The 17,756-nt window shown below is 39.0% G+C and carries 8 protein-coding genes; 2 read left to right on the top strand and 6 right to left on the bottom strand.

All coding sequences use genetic code 11. The features are described 5' to 3' along the window. Positions 1–2: 2 nt before the first annotated feature. Positions 3–974, bottom strand: coding sequence for a PorP/SprF family type IX secretion system membrane protein (locus tag CHB66_RS16295; RefSeq protein WP_089242479.1), 972 nt, complete (start codon positions 972–974; stop codon positions 3–5). An 81-nt stretch (positions 975–1,055) separates the two neighbouring features. Then, the gene (locus tag CHB66_RS16290; protein WP_089242478.1) at positions 1,056–9,362 is read right to left on the bottom strand and encodes an Ig-like domain-containing protein; all 8,307 of its coding nucleotides are present in this window, start codon (positions 9,360–9,362) and stop codon (positions 1,056–1,058) included. A gap of 972 nt (positions 9,363–10,334) precedes the next feature. Here CHB66_RS16290 and CHB66_RS16285 point away from each other — a divergent pair. Then, positions 10,335–11,546 (top strand): helix-turn-helix transcriptional regulator, encoded by a 1,212-nt coding sequence (locus CHB66_RS16285; RefSeq protein ID WP_089242477.1) that lies wholly within the window; start codon positions 10,335–10,337, stop codon positions 11,544–11,546. A 176-nt stretch (positions 11,547–11,722) separates the two neighbouring features. Here CHB66_RS16285 and CHB66_RS16280 read toward each other — a convergent pair whose 3' ends face one another. The 3 genes from CHB66_RS16280 to CHB66_RS16270 form a co-directional block, all read right to left on the bottom strand. Then, positions 11,723–12,892: an AraC family transcriptional regulator gene (locus CHB66_RS16280; RefSeq protein ID WP_089242476.1), complete on the bottom strand. Its 1,170-nt coding sequence runs from the start codon at positions 12,890–12,892 to the stop codon at positions 11,723–11,725. 697 nt (positions 12,893–13,589) lie between these two features. Then, the gene (locus CHB66_RS16275; RefSeq protein WP_089242475.1) at positions 13,590–13,943 is read right to left on the bottom strand and encodes a PIN domain-containing protein; all 354 of its coding nucleotides are present in this window, start codon (positions 13,941–13,943) and stop codon (positions 13,590–13,592) included. Further along, positions 13,930–14,166 (bottom strand): hypothetical protein, encoded by a 237-nt coding sequence (locus CHB66_RS16270; RefSeq protein ID WP_089242474.1) that lies wholly within the window; start codon positions 14,164–14,166, stop codon positions 13,930–13,932. The genes CHB66_RS16275 and CHB66_RS16270 overlap by 14 nt, the downstream gene beginning before the upstream one ends. 508 nt (positions 14,167–14,674) lie before the next feature. Between CHB66_RS16270 and CHB66_RS16265 the strand changes: the two genes are divergently transcribed. After that, positions 14,675–15,928, top strand: a complete 1,254-nt coding sequence (locus tag CHB66_RS16265) for an ATP-binding protein (protein WP_089242473.1) — start codon at positions 14,675–14,677, stop codon at positions 15,926–15,928. 1,032 nt (positions 15,929–16,960) lie between these two features. On the opposite strand, the gene CHB66_RS16260 is transcribed toward CHB66_RS16265, so the two are convergent. Then, positions 16,961–17,365, bottom strand: coding sequence for a helix-turn-helix domain-containing protein (locus CHB66_RS16260; protein ID WP_089242472.1), 405 nt, complete (start codon positions 17,363–17,365; stop codon positions 16,961–16,963). Positions 17,366–17,756 lie beyond the last annotated feature (391 nt).

The raw sequence follows: 17,756 nt of genomic DNA, 5'->3' as shown, positions 1-17,756 counted from the left end.
TATCAGAACCATCTAGGATTATTAACAATCTCTCTTTTACTTCTTAGATATACCCCTAAGGATATCTCGTGTGACTCGTTCCTGAAGCTATTCAGCGCATTCAGGTTGTAATCATAGGCATATCCTAGTCTTAAGCCTGGCGTAATAAAATATTCCATGACCAAAGCAACCGCATTGCGCTTGCTCAGATTCTCTTGTAACTGGTCTTCAAAAACCCTTACATTAGACCTGTAAGAACCTCCTAGCCACACTCTGTCCATCAACAAAAACATCGCATTCAAATCATAGCTTGTAGGAGAACCCTTCACATGCTTCACCAATACTGATGGTTTCAATTGAACATTGTCGCTCAAATCTACCATCCCGCCAAAGGTCAGGTAATAATGAAAATCATGAAATGCAACAGCTATATCTTCTCTAAGCAAGGCTTGTCTTCCTATCATGTTGAAGGCAGAAATACCTGCATAAAACCTGTCCGTATGGTAAAAAACTCCCGTATTCATATTCGGTGCCGTAGCCGCTACCCTACTCACTGGCAAGGTAGGATCATCTGGATTCACCGTGATGATGTCCGAAGGATCGAAAGCATATTCAGATATCCCACCACTGATGCCCAAGGACAACCTGCCTCTGTCACCAGTATTGATCCGGTAGGCATAGGTTAACATGGCCAGATTGCTCTCTGTCAATCCTATCCTGTCTCTCACATAAGATACCCCAAAACCCATTCTGCCTTCATTGGCACTCAAATCAGCCGTCAAGGACATCGTCCTTGGCGCTCCCGGAAAATTGACCCACTGACTTCTATAAGTCGTCTGAATATAGCCCTCATTCTTATATCCCGCATACGCTGGGTTGATATGCAGTCCATTGAAAATGTATTGGCTGAACTGTGGCAATTGCTGAGCCTCTCCCGGTAGTACTGAGAGCATCAGTAAACCCATCAGCATACCTATGATATATTTCTTTTTCATTTTTTCTTATTTTTTAGATCCTGATTTTGGATAATACCGACCCGGCAGAAGGCATAACCTCCCACCGGGCGTACGGTATATTTATCTGATTCGCTCCTTTACTACTTGGATAAAGCCCTTGAACTCGTGATCCTTACCGCTTTCGTCGGCTACTTTCAACAGGTAGAAGTACGTACCCGATACCAAGCCTTCAGCACTCCAGTCATTCTGGTAGTTCTTACGCTCGTACACATGGTCACCCCATCTGTTGAAGATCACTAGCTCGTTGCTCACAAACCTACCCAAACCAGGTATCTCAAATGTATCGTTGATTCTATCCCCATTTGGCGTGATCGTGTTTGGAATGAAGAAAGGTTTCACCCTCACCGCTGCCGATGAACTGTTGTCATCAGGACTCAACTCTCGTTGTGGTGAAGATACTGTGGCAGTATTGACCAAACTCTTATCCCTGCCGTCAGTCAGCGGAGCAGCCTTTACCCTTAATGCAATCTCTGCAACATCACCTGGCAACAGCATCGCAAACTTCCAACTCAACTCCTGTCCATTCTGAGCAAATACCGCAGATGAACCATTCACTGTCGCTGATACATACCTTAGGCCATCTGGAAGCATGTCGGTTACAACTGCATCCGCAGATTCTGTATTTCCATTGTTTTCAACCCTTAGGATATAGATGAATTCATCCCCTTCATACACCTCAGAAGTTTCCACTGTCTTAGTAATCTTCAAGTTCACACCATGGAATACTTCTACAATTGCTATAGCTTCATCACAATTCTCTGGATCCAAAACATCACAGATGGTGTAGGTAATCACATAAGTACCTGGTGCTGTTCCTTTCGGTACGATCAGGTTACCATCTTTGTCGATACTCACACCAGGCATTCCTCCTTCATCTTTTACAGTGATAATCACCTCAGATGCTTTTACTGGGTTACCATTGATCTTATCATTGTCCAAGACATTACCTGCTACTCCTCCCAACAAACCATTGATCTCGTTCTCTTGGAAATTATCCATATTCGCTTCGATATCATTTGGCGTGATCAAAATGTATAGCGTGGCATTTGCACAAGCTTGAGGAGTTCCATTGTCACAAACCCTGTATACAAAACTAATCGGTCCTATAAAGCCTGGCGCAGGTACAAAATCGTAACTACCATCCGCATTCATTGTAAATACCCCTTCTTTGCTTTCCACTTGCTGTGGAGTCACTGTCATGTTGTTTTTATCCGGATCCATATCATTGGACAAAACATTCCCAGTCACAACTCCTGAGGTAGGTGCTGATCCAAAATCATCAGAAGCAAGAATGGAGTTCGGAGCATCTTCGCCTAATACAGTGATCTTTTGTACTGTAGTAGAACATAGCACTGGGTTCCCTGTATCACATACTGTGTAAGTGTAGGTGTCTGTTCCTGCAAATCCAGGATTTGGAGTGTAGGTAATGTTACCTGTCACAGGATCTACTTTCACTGTACCATTGGCAGGTTGCTGAGCAACAACAACCGACGCAGGGTTTAATTCAACTCCAGGTCTTCCCGCACTGTCATTACCCAAGGTGTTCAAGACCACAGGTGTGTTTACCTTAGTCACACCTAAATCTGGGTTTACTATAGGGCCATTCGGCTCACGCATTGAATAAACCGTAATAGTCAGTAAAGTCTCAACACATTCTCCATCTGGTGTACATACTGGTACTGTAAAATTGTAAACTCCAGGAAGAGGCGCCTCAAATTCATAGGTACCGTCAGGATTCATTTTGATAACTGCTTCAGCAGGATTACGCAGGTCAGCTGTTGGCGTTCCATAAGTCGTACCCGCAGGCAATGCATCATTTGTACTCACATCACCTTTAACTGGCACTCCAGCAAAAGTTGCATTGAAGTCTGGCTGAGGATCAAGTACAGGCTCTACCAATATATACAGCGTCGCTGTAGCACAGCTCTCAGGATCACCGCCACAGGCAGTATATACCGCTGACACAGGACCAGAGAAGCCTGGTGCTGGAGTGAACGTATAGCTTCCGTCAGCATTGAATACCAAAGTACCCGGTAAAGTAGCTGGATCTGTAACCAAGCTAGCCGTCAGCTCCGCATCCGGATCCGTGTTCCTGTCATTGGCCAGCACATTGCCACTCACACTGTTCGTGCCGTCTAGAGTACCGCGTACCACCGCAAAATCATCCGCAGCTGTCGTTACATCCGGCATGTCCGCAGGAAGCACCGTCACTGTAACTGTTCCCGTCTGACAGTTCGCAGGATCGCCCGTGTCACATACCGTGTACGTGAACTCATCCGTACCCGTGAAGCCTTCATTCGGCGTATAAGTCACCGTACCGTCCGCGTTCACCGTTACTGTGCCGTTCTCAGGCACTTCTGTTATTGTTAAGCTGGACGGATCCAAGTCCGTACCCACATTGCCTGACTTATCGTTAGCAAGAACATCTATCTTCACAGGGGTCTCCTCCTTAGTCGTAGCGATGTCAGGATTTACCACAGGTGCATTATCGTCCGCCATCGGATCCAATACCGTAATCTGTAATGGAGACAATGGACAGTCTTCTGTCTCTCCAGGTCCGCATACCGGTACCAGGTAATTATAGACCCCAGGTTGCGTAGCGTTAAATACGTACGTTCCGTCAGGATTCATCGTAATCGTCGCACCCTCTGGGTTGCCCGTCTGTGCTTGTGGCGTGCCGTAAACCGTACCTGCTGGTACCACGTCATTCGTTGACACATTGCCAGTTACCGGTACATTGATGTCGGTCACGTTGAAGTCAACCGGGATTTCAGGCGCAGGCTCTACCAGAATATGTAAGGTCGCTGTCGCGCAGCTCGCAGGAGACTGATCGTCGCATACCGTGTACACCACTTCCAATGGACCTGCAAAGCCCGCATTCGGTGTGAACGTGTAACTTCCGTCTTCATTGAATACCAAGGTTCCAGGTAAAGTAGCAGGATCGGTCACCAAGGTAGCCGTCAGCTCCGCATCCGGATCCGTGTTGCTGTCATTGGTCAGCACATTGCCACTTGCAGTAGCCGTGCCGTCAGTATTTGCCTGTACTACCGCAAAGTCATCCGCAGCAGTAGTCACATCCGGCGCATTCGCAGGAAGAACCATCACTGTAGCTGTTCCCGTCTGACAGTTCGCAGGATCGCTCGTGTCACATACCGTGTAAGTGAACACATCCTCTCCCGTGAAGCCTGCATTCGGAGTATAAGTCACCGTGCCGTCAGCATTCACCGTTACTGTACCGTTCTCAGGAGCTTCTGTTATTGTTAAGCTTGCTGGATTCAGATCCGTACCCACATTGCCTGACTTATCGTTAGCAAGAACATCTATCTTCACAGGGGTCTCCTCCTTAGTCGTAGCGATGTCAGGATTCACCACCGGTGCATTATCGTCAGCCAATGGATCCAATACCGTAATCTGTAATGGAGACAATGGACAGTCTTCTGTCTCTCCAGGTCCGCATACCGGTACCAGGTAATTATATACCCCAGGTTGCGTAGCGTTGAATACGTACGTTCCGTCAGGGTTCATCGTAATCGTCGCACCCTCTGGGTTGCCCGTCTGTGCTTGTGGCGTGCCGTAAACCGTACCCGCAGGTACCACGTCGTTCGTTGACACATTGCCAGTTACCGGTACATTGATGTCGGTCACGTTGAAGTCAACAGACGTCCTGAAAGGATCAGGACATTCCTCATTGTAAATAATTTTTACATCGAAATCATCCAGAAAATTACCAATTGTAGCTCCACCGACACTGGATACCGATCTTAGGAAAATAAATGTTTCAGTTTGTCCTTCCGGCACTTCATATATACCAGAATAGGTTTTCCATTCCGTATTACCAGTCGACATCGTCTGCTGAATAACAGCTTGATTGAGTGATGGACCAAAGGCAACAGTGGCCACGTCTGTTCCAGAACGCCCCCTATGCTTGATGGACCATTTAAAAATGGTGCCGGGCTGAACACAGATACGTTGCAAGAGTGCGGAAACCTGATTCGCATTTAATTCAACAAATTGGTTGCCTTCAGCTGCAGGAACTCCTAAAAATCCGGAAGTCCAAAATTCTATTAACCCATCAGTAGCAGTCGTTCTCCAACCGGGAACATTATTTTGATTTATTAAAAAGAAATTTGTCCCTGATTGAACAGGTAATTCAAAGCCTCCATTTTCTATCACCGTCTCACAACCGCAACTTGGATCAAGATAATCCAAAGTAATGGTAACGGTAGCCTGAGCACAAACAGTCCCATCACACACCTCATAAATAACTGTAACAGTGATGCCTACGTCTTCCGGTTTTGGAATATAGGTCATCATACCAGTCTCAGGGTCAAAAGAAACCTCTCCGGTGGCGGTGCCCCCTACCTGGGTAACTGTAAGATTATCCACATTGACAAATTGATCATTCTCAAAAATATCAACCACCACTGGCGCAAGACCCAGACCTGAAGCAGCATCATCATTAGCGATAAATGGTGGCCTATCATCATCGATTTCATAACAAATACGTGCCAACTGAACATCATCCAGGGCAAAGTCATTTCCACCACCTGAGGGGGAATTACTGATCAACTGGAAGGTAACTACCGTAGTTGTGGCGGTGAATTCCAAACCGTATTTGGTCCAGTTCAAACTGCTCGTAATCGGAATATCACCGGTACCATTGCTGGCTAAAATATTTCCATCCACATCCATGATTTGGAAAGTAAGGTTAGCTGGAATCAAAGTCCCACCGGTAAACACCGCGTTAGTAATCCAGGCCGATAGCTCATACCTTTCTCCTATTACCAATTGATCAACAGTTTTATTAAAGGCTACCTGTCCAGGATTGGACCCGTTGATAAAAAGCATAGCTCCACCCCCACCGGTATTCTTAGTGGTGTTATCTCGGTTTTCATTGATAAAGCCAGCAAAACCACCCAAACGGGGATTGGATACGATACCATAAAAACCATCATTAATCGTACGCTTGTTTCCTGAAGTTTTATCCCAAGCCCAAACGTATCCAGGAACCAATCCTTCGGCTAATCTAGCACCATCTCCAGGCCCAAAGGTCTCAACAAAATAGTTGTCTGTAAGTCCTTCAAGGGCTGTATTGATCCCTACAAAGCCAAAGTCTTCAAAAAATAGGGGCTCTACATCGCAAGAACTTGGATCATCAGGTATACCTGTGGTATTGCTGAAGAAAAAGATATCTCCTGTCCCATCATCTTTGATGGTACCTGTACCAGTTACCGTTGTAGCTCCGTCTGTAACTTCTAGAAAGAAAGTTTCGGAATCCTCAAAATCATCATCTGCTATGATCACAGTGCGAACCAGCAATTTACCATCAGTACCAATGGGTATTAAACTACCGCTCACATAAGGTGTCCAAGCAGTCCCGTTGTAATACTCTAGTCCATTGAAATCCTGACCGATGGTAGCAGTACCGGATTGCAAATTCAAACTAACATCTTGTCCAGGTTCACCTGTGATAACAAAAATGGCATAGGGTGAACCTTCATTGACATTTATATTATTAACAGAGAGAGGTTCAGGACAACCCTCTGTTGGAACAAAGAAAGTCCTAAATGCCATCCATTCATTGAACGTTTCACCTGACACAACAGTAGCGTCACCAGCTAGACCAAATCTAGGATATTGAACATCTATACCAGAAGCAGGATCATCACGTAGGGGATCATTATCATTCAAACGCGTTATCGTAGCACCGGATAGTGCCACTTTATTCACAGTAATATTTGTGGCTCCTACCGGGAATTCAACATACCATTGGGTTAGATCATTTATCAAACGATAAGCAATAAAAGAACCTCCGTTTGATATATCTTTAGTTTTTTCCAAACCTTCTATTTCCCCATTTTCAAGATCAAAACCTGATGGACTACCAATCCCGTATACTCTATTATCCACCAATAGATCAACTAACTTCGCATTTCCAACACCTCCAGTCCAAGAAATTGTGTAAGTAGATGCTTCGTTATTTCCTCCTGTTCTTCCAATTACCTGATATAACCTTACCTTGGTTTCATATCCAGTAGTCGTATTAGAAGTAGTAAATAACAGATTAGCTGCATCTGGCCTATTAGGAGATGTAGAACTATTCATGTTATACTCTAGTCCGCTTCCATTTCTTCCATTAACGACAGATGTAATTGATACACTTGCATAACCTGTTAAACTGCTTGTGGTAAGCGAATAGTCTGTACTCAGATCACCATTAGATATCCTTCCTGTTGCTGAATTCGTACCTGGATTCACAGTAAAAGATATGCCTTCAATATCACAGTTAGGGTAAACCGTAACGGTTACCGTAGCTTGTTCACAAACCGCCGGAGTAGCAGCATTACATACCCTGTAAGTGAAAGTATCCTTCCCGCTAAATCCATCATTCGGGGTATAAGTTACTTTACCCGTTACCGGATCTACTAATACAGTTCCGTTTTCAGGTTGATCTACTATCACTACAGTCGTAGGATCAACATTCGTGTCATTTCCAGTTACATCAATCACTACTGGTATGTCTTCATCTGTGGAAGTCATATCATCATTGGGTGTAGGGAGAGGTTCTAAAAATCTACATCCCCCCTCGAAAGTCAATACACTACCCTGACCTGCTGTTGTAGTCCCAGACATGATAAGAACCAAACGATCTACCGGATTTGCATAGTCAAGTATTACCCCGTTTTCATAGGAAAGAGTAGTGGTATTATTTGTCGTGCCTACAAAAACCAACTGAGAAGTTTCAACTGTATTGATTCCCTTGGTAATCTGCGATGGTAGGACTTCAACACCTCTGAAGTAAGCCCTGATTTCGGCTTTTTCTATACCACCCGGCGCATCATCCAGATCCCTAATGGAAAATTTCAGGTTGGAAACAGGATTGCTGAAGGTATATTCCATGGTGGCCAGGTTACTTTCGCCTGCACCTGTCCTGAATACGTTTTTATTTCCTTCAATATTTTCAATTTTCCAGCTTTGATAGGTACCCTGCAAATTGTGGGTAAGGTCGATGCCGTCTATCGTGGATGCGAGCGTCTGGCCTACCAAGTTGAGGTCCAAATCATAATCTGTATAATCCAGCAACAAGGCACCTTCGGGGGTACAATCCTCTTCATCAATACAAGAAGCTATTTCATTATCAAGTGCATCGGCATAGGTGTAGGTACCTTTATACATGCCGCTTTCAGCACTTGTTTCGAGGTAATCCGCAAAGCCATTGTCTCCATAAGGACCAGCTACTACACCCTCTTCCGAAACGGTATATCCTAAGCTTTCAGCCAACTGTGCTGTACCTGCTTCAAAAGCATCCGGACAGCCGTCTCCATCAGAATCTAAATCAAGATGGTTTGGAATGCCATCGCCATCGGTATCACAAGGAAAAATAGTAGAAGTTTTTGCATAAACTTCATAGAATGCTTTTGCAATTACTCCCTTGTTAGTATTATACCACAGTGCCGGATTACTTGGAAGATTTTGAGTGATAGTACCATCAGCAAACCAGGCCAGAAAATTATTTCGGTCAACCGTATTAGGTAATTGCTTCATTCCGGCATACGCTTCTGTTGTACTACCATTGGCATAAAACAACACATCCTCATTAGCCAGACCTTTGATAGGATAATAATTAGCACCAACAAGAGAATTGGCACTGAAATAAGGTGCATAAAAATTGTCCTGATTCTTCAAGTAAGTCTCCGAAGCAGTAAAATGCGTTGTCGATACAGAATAGCTTGTGCCATGGACGGCATTCAATAAACTAATAAGACTGCTCTGATTGTTTGAAAGAGTCGGACAGCAGTTGTCTGCATGAATAACAAATGAATTACTCTTCTTTTCAATAATTGAAGCTCTTAAGGCATCCCAATGGGCTTGTGGTATTGAAGTCGTAGCTGCACCTCCGAAAATTACCATATCGTATCCTTCGTAAAGCCCAGCTGGAACAGTACTACTACTTATGACATATTCGGTAACTTCAGCTCCTGTAGTTTTATAATTATTGAATTCATTGTAGAGATTTACACGCATCCCATCAAAATTCTCTGTAGACAGAGCCATCAGGATTGTTTTTGGTCGGGTGTCGCATTCATCAATATCAAGAACCCCATCATTATCGTCATCAAGGTCATCTACATCAGGAATACCATCTCCATCAGTATCGAGGAGAGCAGGATCATCAATACTACCCTTGTCATTCTCCACGCTGTAGCTTATCACTGATACATCGGGAGAAAATAGGATTAATGGATTCCAATTTTTGAAACCAGTACTAAAGGAAAATACAGAAATCGTTAGCAGTGTAAGCAAGCCGAAAACTGGGAGTGTTTTCCATTTAAAATTTGAATAATTAGACATATATAACTTTTTCATAAATTAAGTTTCAGAATTTCAATCTCTCTTTTGACACCTGAGTCACTTGTCATTCTTTGAATAGTTAAAATTGATAGGTATTGATTCAAACATGTTTTAGTTTTTAGCATGAAAATTTTATTCATTTCCTTCATTGAAATCTAATTCTATGATCCAGACTCAAATCGGATTTCAAAACTAGATTTAACTATAAAAAATAACCTTCCTGAAAACTGATATGTATTCCTAAAAAAACAAAGTGTTAAATTTTCGCTTTAGGATATCTCAAATTACCGATATAAAAAATAGGATGTTTGGTAAATAAATAGCATTTAATTAATCCATAAATTCATTTTATTTCAACAATTTCGAAAAACCAGCAAATGAAACTTTCTATTTATTTTTAAAAAATAATTCAACCATTAAAAGATTCGAGGTAATATTTAAAAGAAAATAGGAAGGAATATCATGTTTTAAGAATCAAGTATAAAAATGATTGGGTAATGTTATCAAGGAATAAATAAAAGAGAAAAATTGATTGCTGATGAAATCCTCTTATTCAATTTTGTAGGTAATAGGATAAATAATAGAATTTGTAGTTCAATAATTTATAATCCTTTCCCTTTTTCAATCTTGTAATCTCTTATTTCCCACGAAGTGGAATTTGAATCATTGGAACTTTGAAAAAACGCTGTTAGATGATCTCCAAAAGAAATAATAATCTCCATTTTTGATAATAGGCAGTACTTGTCCTAGTTTATTGTGAATTATTAGATTCAAAAAATACGCAAATGATTATTTGGACAAGAAATTTCATTTTTTTAATATTTTAATTGAGTACTAGATAAGAGCGTATACCATTACAACTCAAATAAAAGTTTAGGAAATAGTATTTTTAAAGTTTAAAACAATTTAGGAATCAAAATCATTTTTTAGGAAGCATATATCCGAGCCATTTATCTTACTTTGAAGTCGCTTAGTTAAATTATCCCTATGTTGTTACCTAAAGATTTTATTAGCTTCATGTATATTGCCATGATCATTACTTCAGTAGTGGTTGGTGTGATCTATACCTATTATCATTGGAGCAAAGGGCTATTTGGTAAATTCACTTCACTTGCACTGTTTTTTATCAGTTATGGACTATTAACTATTTTTGCTGCCGCTAATGGACTTTTCCCGTATTTCCCATGGTTACCGCGAACGGGATTACTAATGATTTTTATATTAGTCCCACTAATTTTCCTTGCTGTGCATCGTGGCCTTCGAAAGTCACCTTTGAGAAAAATAGATTTGTTACATGGTCTGCCTGGGTTTTTATATGTGATTAATTTCTTGCCATTTTGGATAAAACCCCAACAGGATAGAATTTTGATGCTTGATCTTCAAAACTTCGCTAAATACGATGAAGGATGGATCTTTCCTGCTTATTCCCTTAGCATTATTGCTTTTATTGTAGTCTTGGGATATGGAATCAGAATATTTCAAATCATGCAATTGCCTTCTTTGGAACAAACTTCCCCATATCGAAAACGAAAAGTTTTAATTTTTTGCTTGTATGTCATTTTTTTAATTACTCCAATAATACTTTCCTGGACAGGGCATTATTCTGGTGCAAAAAGAGGGGCATTTAACCTCGTATTTATTTTGGGTAATCTTATCTTCTTTTTGGTGATTTTAAGTATCCCTGAATTGATTTATGGATTGGCTACTAAAAACAAGGTTCATCAAGCATCCAACATTTTATTACCTAAAAGTCAAAAAAGAGGTGTAAATGATAAAGACTCTCCAAAAGCCATCGTCCCAAAAGAGGAAATAATAAAATCCAACCTGACTGAAGAAGAAGCATATTTCGTGAAAAAGTTAAATGCTTATTTAGACCATGAACACCCCTTCCTAAATGTTGATTTTTCGCAAACTACCCTTGCCCAAGGAATAGATATGCCGGTATACCAACTGAGAAAACACCTTAAGGATATCTATAACAATTCATTCAATGAGTTTATTAACCGCAAAAGGATCCAATTTTTAGTGTCTCAATTAAAAAATAAAAAAGAATGGAGAAATTACAACATGGGTTCTCTAGCAACTGAAATAGGTTTTAAAAGTGTGAATTCTCTTTACTTAAACTTCAAAAAGGAAATGAACACAACGCCTAAGGAATACATCGTTCAATTGGAGAAATCCCATGCAACTACTTTATAAGATATTAAACAATAAGATTATCCGCGATGACACCACTAATTCAATAAAACGAAAGGACCAAGCGGATAATCGTCGACGGACGACGGTCGACAGTCAACAACAGCTGAATTTAAGGTGTGTGCATAATAAAATATGGACTTTTGCGAAAGCACATATACATATATAACAATATAAAATTATACGGTTTCTATTAAAGCTTTAGACATTAAATACTGATCAATATAAGCTCTTGGCGTAGTATTTAAGAATTTATGAAACTGAATGTAGAAAGTATTGATACTTACAAAACCCAATTCGTTTGCTATATCTTCTAGATTCACTTGCTCTGATGAAGTGATCATTGGTAAATAAACAGATTTAAAATATTCTATCCTTAACCAGTTGATGTAATTTTTAAAATTCAGCTGATATTTTTCTTTGATTGCAGCACTGATATACCTACCTGAAATATTTAAGTTTTTCTCTAAAAATTTCAATGAAAATTCAGCTGACAAAAAGGGCTTGAATTCAGTCATAAATTCTTCTACCTTGAAAATCAACACATCTTTATCATCTTCCAAAGTTTCATAAATAGTTTCTACATTTTCAATATATTCCAAGTTAGGCTCGTTTTCCAAGCCAAATAGAAAATTGGGGATAAAGAAAAAGGTAACTGTAATGATAAGCGTAGTAAACAGTCCCACAACATTTGCTACAAGAAATGATCCCACTTGTTCAAACCCCAAAGAAGAAATAATAATTGGCAAAAGATTAGCTAATAGAAACCAAAAAACTATTCTGAAAAAACCTTGAAGGTGAAGGGGTAGTTTTTTGAAGTTACCTGTCTTGAAGACCATATACCCTATAGCAGCAACGTAGGAATAAAAAGGGATCACTCTTAATAATTCGAGTTGCTTGGGAGAAAACAAAGCACCCAATTGCCAAACATAGGCATAGCCTTCTATCTCCATGGCCTGCATGATTTCTTGCTTCACTTGCGCACTAGAAAATAAAATCTCCCAGAAATTTAAAATAAATAGAAAGAAAGGAATAATGTGAAAGTAATGTACCCAGTGCAATTTCTCTTTGGTAGTATGGTAAAAAACCAATAAGAAGACAATAGGTACGCCAATTCTAGAAGTCAGGTGATTGACCAATAAGAAGTGCGGATAATCGTAGATATTGTTATCTAAATACAAATGCACCGATAAGAACCTCACAAATAAGAAAAACAGGAGCAATGAAATTGCTTTATGTGTTAGACTCTTCGAGAAATTATAGTATACGTAAATGCCCAAAGTAACTCCAGTAAGAAATACGATAGACGAGGTAAGCAAATAAATGATAAACTCCATAAAATAACTCATCAATAGCTAACCCAACTTGAAAGTTTTAAGTCAGTAATAAATAGCTTAGAAATTAAAATTGACACAAAAAATGTAAAGGATAAAATTTTGAGAAAAAATGATTGTCTGTTTGTGATAGAATGTAAATGAAAAGCAAAAGTAAAATAATCGGTTGGTAAAAAATGAGAAAAAACTTTCAAAGCTTAATTGAGAAAAGTTACCAATATAGAAATAACCTAATACATCATCAGGTACTTTTATTATCCATCCAAATACTAGAAAGATATAAACAATTTTTTATGCATTTACAAATACGAATCCTCTTAATCGACTATATATGTGGATATTAGAAAAAATAATTCACTTAGTTTACAAAATTTGATGAAATTGAAAAGTTTATCAAAGAAATTATTGGTATTGTATTTTATGCATTAATTTTAACAACGTCTAGTGACCAAAATGCGGGATAGAGGATGTCGGTTTGTTTGACAAATCGCATCCTCTTTTTTTTTAGCAAACCAATAACTATGAAAGTTAAGCAAAGGTAAATTGAGAATATGACGGAGTTGCTTTAGGGGAAAGGAGAAAGGCAAAAGGACTGGAATCGTAAATATGACGGAGTCGATTTAGAGAAAAGGTCAAAGGGAAAAGGCTAAAGGAGGTGATTGGTGAATATGACGGAGTTGATTTCAAAAAATTAGATTTTGGAGATAAATTTCTAAATCTTTTTATCGAAGGTATGAAGCTTCCCTTCCTTTGCTACTTGATGGTAAGCTATTAATAAAGCATCCGCGAAATCCAAATTAAAACCACTGTAATGATCCAAAGAAAGGCGTAAGACTTTTTGGTCATTTGTATGAATGTTGGAATATGACAGTAAGGCTTTCAATACACCGCTAATTTCCAACCTCGGTACATGATACACTTTTTCAAGAACATAGACTATTTCTGCAAAAATAAAATCTGGGATACTTACATTATTATTTTCAATGATATTTTTGACTTTCAAAAATTGCTCTTCACTATCTCTTAGTAAGTACCTGAGGATAAAATTAGCATCAATAAGTTCCATGCTTTTCAAGGATTACTTTCTCCCAAACAGCTTTTTCATTTTTCATCTTTGACAAATCTGAAAACTTATTCAAGCTGCCTGCGACATTTATTTTTTCAGGAACCGAGTGGACATCTTCAGAGGTAGTTGACTTTACTTCCAATACGAAGCTAAACTTCAAAAGAAGCTTTTTTAGAAAAGATGAATTCTTTTTACTATCTATTTTAACAACAAGCATTTCCATACTATCCTTATTTTATAATCTAGGCATCAAGTATTTTTCAGACCAATAAATATTTCATAGTGGATTTTTGATTAACTGAAATATAAAGATACATAAAAAAAATACTAAGAAGGAAGTCTTACATTCCATTCTTGGTCTTTGAATTATATTAGGAGAAAGGAAAAAGGTTAAAGGCCAAAGGACTCGATTCGTAAATATGACGGAGTCGATTTAGAGAAAAGGTCAAAGGGAAAAGGCTAAAGGAGGTGATTGGTGAATTTGACAGAGTCTCTCCTCTAAACAATTAACCACCCCGAGACTTCGGGACAATTAAACATTTTTTGGTTATTTGCTTATTTGGTTAACTGATTAGAACTGTGAATATGACGGAGTCGATTCTTTGAACGCTTAACAGTTTCTTTTGGGCTATAAACTGCACAGTAAAACATCTAAAATATGCACAATAAAACACCAACAATTTGCACAATTTTAATTTTATCATACTTTTGTATCTTCCTAAAAAAAATGTATGGGCTATATTACCAGGTTAATTGAAAATGATTTAAGGCAAAAAATGGCTGCTTCTGGTGCGGTGTTAATAAAAGGCCCAAAATCATGTGGGAAAACTGAAACGGCGATCCAATATGCAAAAAGTGTGTTGAGAATGGATATAGATCCGCAAGTTGCTATAATCATGAAAACCAATCCGCGATTACTATTGGAAGGAGACATCCCAAGATTGATAGACGAGTGGCAAGAACAACCAGATATATGGAATTATGTGAGGCACGAAGTTGATGAGCGTAAGTCTAAGGGCATATTTATACTCACAGGCTCTGCCAATCCTCCTGAAAATGTAAGGCTTCACAGTGGTGCGGGTCGATTTACGGTTTTACAGATGGACACCTTGACTTGGCAAGAATTAGGGTATTCTAGTGGGATTGTAAAACTTTCAGATTTACTTAAGGGTTCAGTTGAAGAATATTACGAACCTGCTATTGCGTTGGAAGCTATCATTGAAAGAATATGTATTGGAGGTTGGCCTACCTTAATTCAAGAGGACTACAAAAATGCCTTGAATATGAATCGAGGCTATATTGATTTGCTTTGCGAAGTGGATATGAGTCAGGTGTCCGGAGTGAGTCGAAATCCCTTTAAAGTAAGAAGTTTATTACGCGCTTTATCGAGAAATATAGCAACTTTAGTTGATAACAAAACCCTAGAGAAAGATGTGAAAATTCATGAGACTAATGAACTTTCAAGGAATACGCTTTCCGACTACCTAAACGCATTATCCAAATTAATGATTTTATACGAGCAACCGGCTTTTAACCCTCATATTCGCTCAGCTGCATCTTTGCGCAAATCTCCCAAAAGACATCTATGTGACCCTTCCTTGGCTGTAGCAGCTTTGGGGTTAGATAAGGGTGCTTTGATGAAAGACATAAAATACACAGGCTTCCTGTTTGAATCATTGGCAATTCACGAATTGAATGTATATGCAAAAGCAAACGATGCTACAGTATTTCATTATAACGATTCCTACGGCAATGAAGTAGATGCTATTGTGCAAAAACGCAATGGAGATTATGCAGCTTTTGAAATCAAAATAGGCGTAGGTTATATTGATGAAGCAGCAGAGAATCTGAAAAAGTTTGCCGCTAATATTGACACAGAAAAAATGGAAATGCCAAAATCACTAAATATTATCACGGGAACTGGTATGAGCTATCGGCGTCCAGACGCAATCAATGTAATTTCACTTGCTTCTTTAGGTGTTTAGATTTGAAAAAAGATTTGTTGATGGGCAAAATAAAAAGGAGAAAGGACAAAGGAATAGAATCGTGAATATGACGGAGTCGATTTAGAGAAAAGGTCAAAGGGAAAAGGCAAAAGGACTGTATTCGTGAATTTGCCAGAATTGATTTAGGGAAAAGGTCAAAGGGAAAAGGCAAAAGGAATCGTGAATTTGGAGGAGTCGCCATTCTAAACGATTAAACAATTTTTGGTTATTTGGTTAATTGGTTAATTGGTTAACTGAGTAGCATAATGAATATCACAAGTTGGTTTTTTAACGCTTAACGATTAACACTTAACATTTCCTTCGTGCTCTTCGGGTTTCTTAGGCAAAGCCGTTAAGTGTTAATAGTTAAAAACGTTAAGCGAAGAGGATTCGTGAATATGACGGAGTTGATTTAGGGAAAAGGTCAAAGGGAAAAGGCAAAAGGAATCGTGAATTTGGAGGAGTCGCCATTCTAAACGATTAAACAATTTTTGGTTAATTGGTTAATTGGTTAACTGAGTAGCATAATGAATATCACAAGTTGGTTTTTTAACGCTTAACGATTAACACTTAACATTTCCTTCGTGCTCTTCGGGTTTCTTAGGGGTCTTTGTGTGACTTCAGGAAAAAGGTCAAAAGCGAAAGGACTCGATTCGTGAATATGACGGAGTCGATTTAGAGAAAAGGCCAAAGGGAAAAGGAATCGTGAATTTGGAGGAGTCGCCACTCTAAACGATTAAACACCCCGAGACTTCGGGGCAATTAAACATTTTTTGGTTATTTGGTTAACTGGTTAACTGAGTAGCATCGTGAACATCACAAGTTGGTTTTTTAACGCTTAACGATTAACACTTAACATTTCTTTCGTGCTCTTCGAGCTTCTTCGGGTTCTTTGTGATTTCCTCCCGGTAGGGATGGTCAAAATAGGGAAAAGGAAAAAGGTTAAAGGCTAAAGGACTGGAATTAGATAAAAAGTAGAGCGACAAAACCGTGCCTTAAGTTCCTCTTCTCCAAAATATGAAAAAAATACTTTTATTTTCCTTCTTGATCAACTGAATCAAATATGATGATTTTTAAGTTTTTAGATTGAAAATGGCTTTTATAATAAGCTGAAAGGGATATCCCTGTTTGTGATCTAAAGGCATTAAAAAATGTAATTCTTGACCTAAATCCAGACATTACCATACATTGCTCTACTTTTGGTCGTGTTGACTCAAACTGTATTTCACCTATTAACTTCTTTATTCTTACCTCATTCAAGAATTTTCTAAACCCAACCCCATATTTATTTTTGATGATTTTACTCAAAGTCCCATAATGAACACCTAAAATACTCGCCAGTTTGGTCAAGCTCAAATCTGGATCCTTATAAACTTGCTTAAAATCGATGGCAATATTAAGCTTAAATATCACATCTTCTTGTTCTTCCAATTCCATGGTCAGCCTTTATTTAAAGATTCTATAATTAATTTATCTATAGCCTTATTTTACTGATATCAATGACGCCTTTAAAAGCATTATTTATTCAAATCCTGAATTATTGTATTTTGACTCAATGACTTCAATTTCCTGATGTCATCTAGATCGGTTTCTTTCATTGATTGATAGTTTCATTAAAACGTTAAGCGAAGGTGTATTGTGAACATGATTGAGTCGCTTTAGGGAAAAGGTCAAAGGAGAAAGGTTAAAGGACTCGAATCGTAAATATGACAGAGCCGCTTCTTTGAACGGTGAACGATGAACCTTTAACATCCTCTTTCGTGCTCTTCGGGCTTCTTCGAGTTTTTTGTGACCCTAAAAAGCATCTTTTCAAATTACACTCCTCTTC

The sequence above is a fragment of the Belliella buryatensis genome, from assembly GCF_900188245.1.
GTDB lineage: Bacteria > Bacteroidota > Bacteroidia > Cytophagales > Cyclobacteriaceae > Belliella > Belliella buryatensis.
Note: the sequence above shows the minus strand (reverse complement) of the source record. Positions and strands in the feature narration are given on the sequence as shown.

Excerpts from the sequence above, each read along its gene's own strand:
- CHB66_RS16295 (WP_089242479.1), bottom strand. The coding sequence starts at position 974 with ATGAAAAAGAAATATATCATAGGTATGCTGATGGGTTTACTGATGCTC.
- CHB66_RS16290 (WP_089242478.1), bottom strand. The coding sequence starts at position 9,362 with ATGAAAAAGTTATATATGTCTAATTATTCAAATTTTAAATGGAAAACA.
- CHB66_RS16285 (WP_089242477.1), top strand. The coding sequence starts at position 10,335 with ATGTTGTTACCTAAAGATTTTATTAGCTTCATGTATATTGCCATGATC.
- CHB66_RS16280 (WP_089242476.1), bottom strand. The coding sequence starts at position 12,892 with ATGAGTTATTTTATGGAGTTTATCATTTATTTGCTTACCTCGTCTATC.
- CHB66_RS16275 (WP_089242475.1), bottom strand. The coding sequence starts at position 13,943 with ATGGAACTTATTGATGCTAATTTTATCCTCAGGTACTTACTAAGAGAT.
- CHB66_RS16270 (WP_089242474.1), bottom strand. The coding sequence starts at position 14,166 with ATGGAAATGCTTGTTGTTAAAATAGATAGTAAAAAGAATTCATCTTTT.
- CHB66_RS16265 (WP_089242473.1), top strand. The coding sequence starts at position 14,675 with ATGGGCTATATTACCAGGTTAATTGAAAATGATTTAAGGCAAAAAATG.
- CHB66_RS16260 (WP_089242472.1), bottom strand. The coding sequence starts at position 17,365 with ATGGAATTGGAAGAACAAGAAGATGTGATATTTAAGCTTAATATTGCC.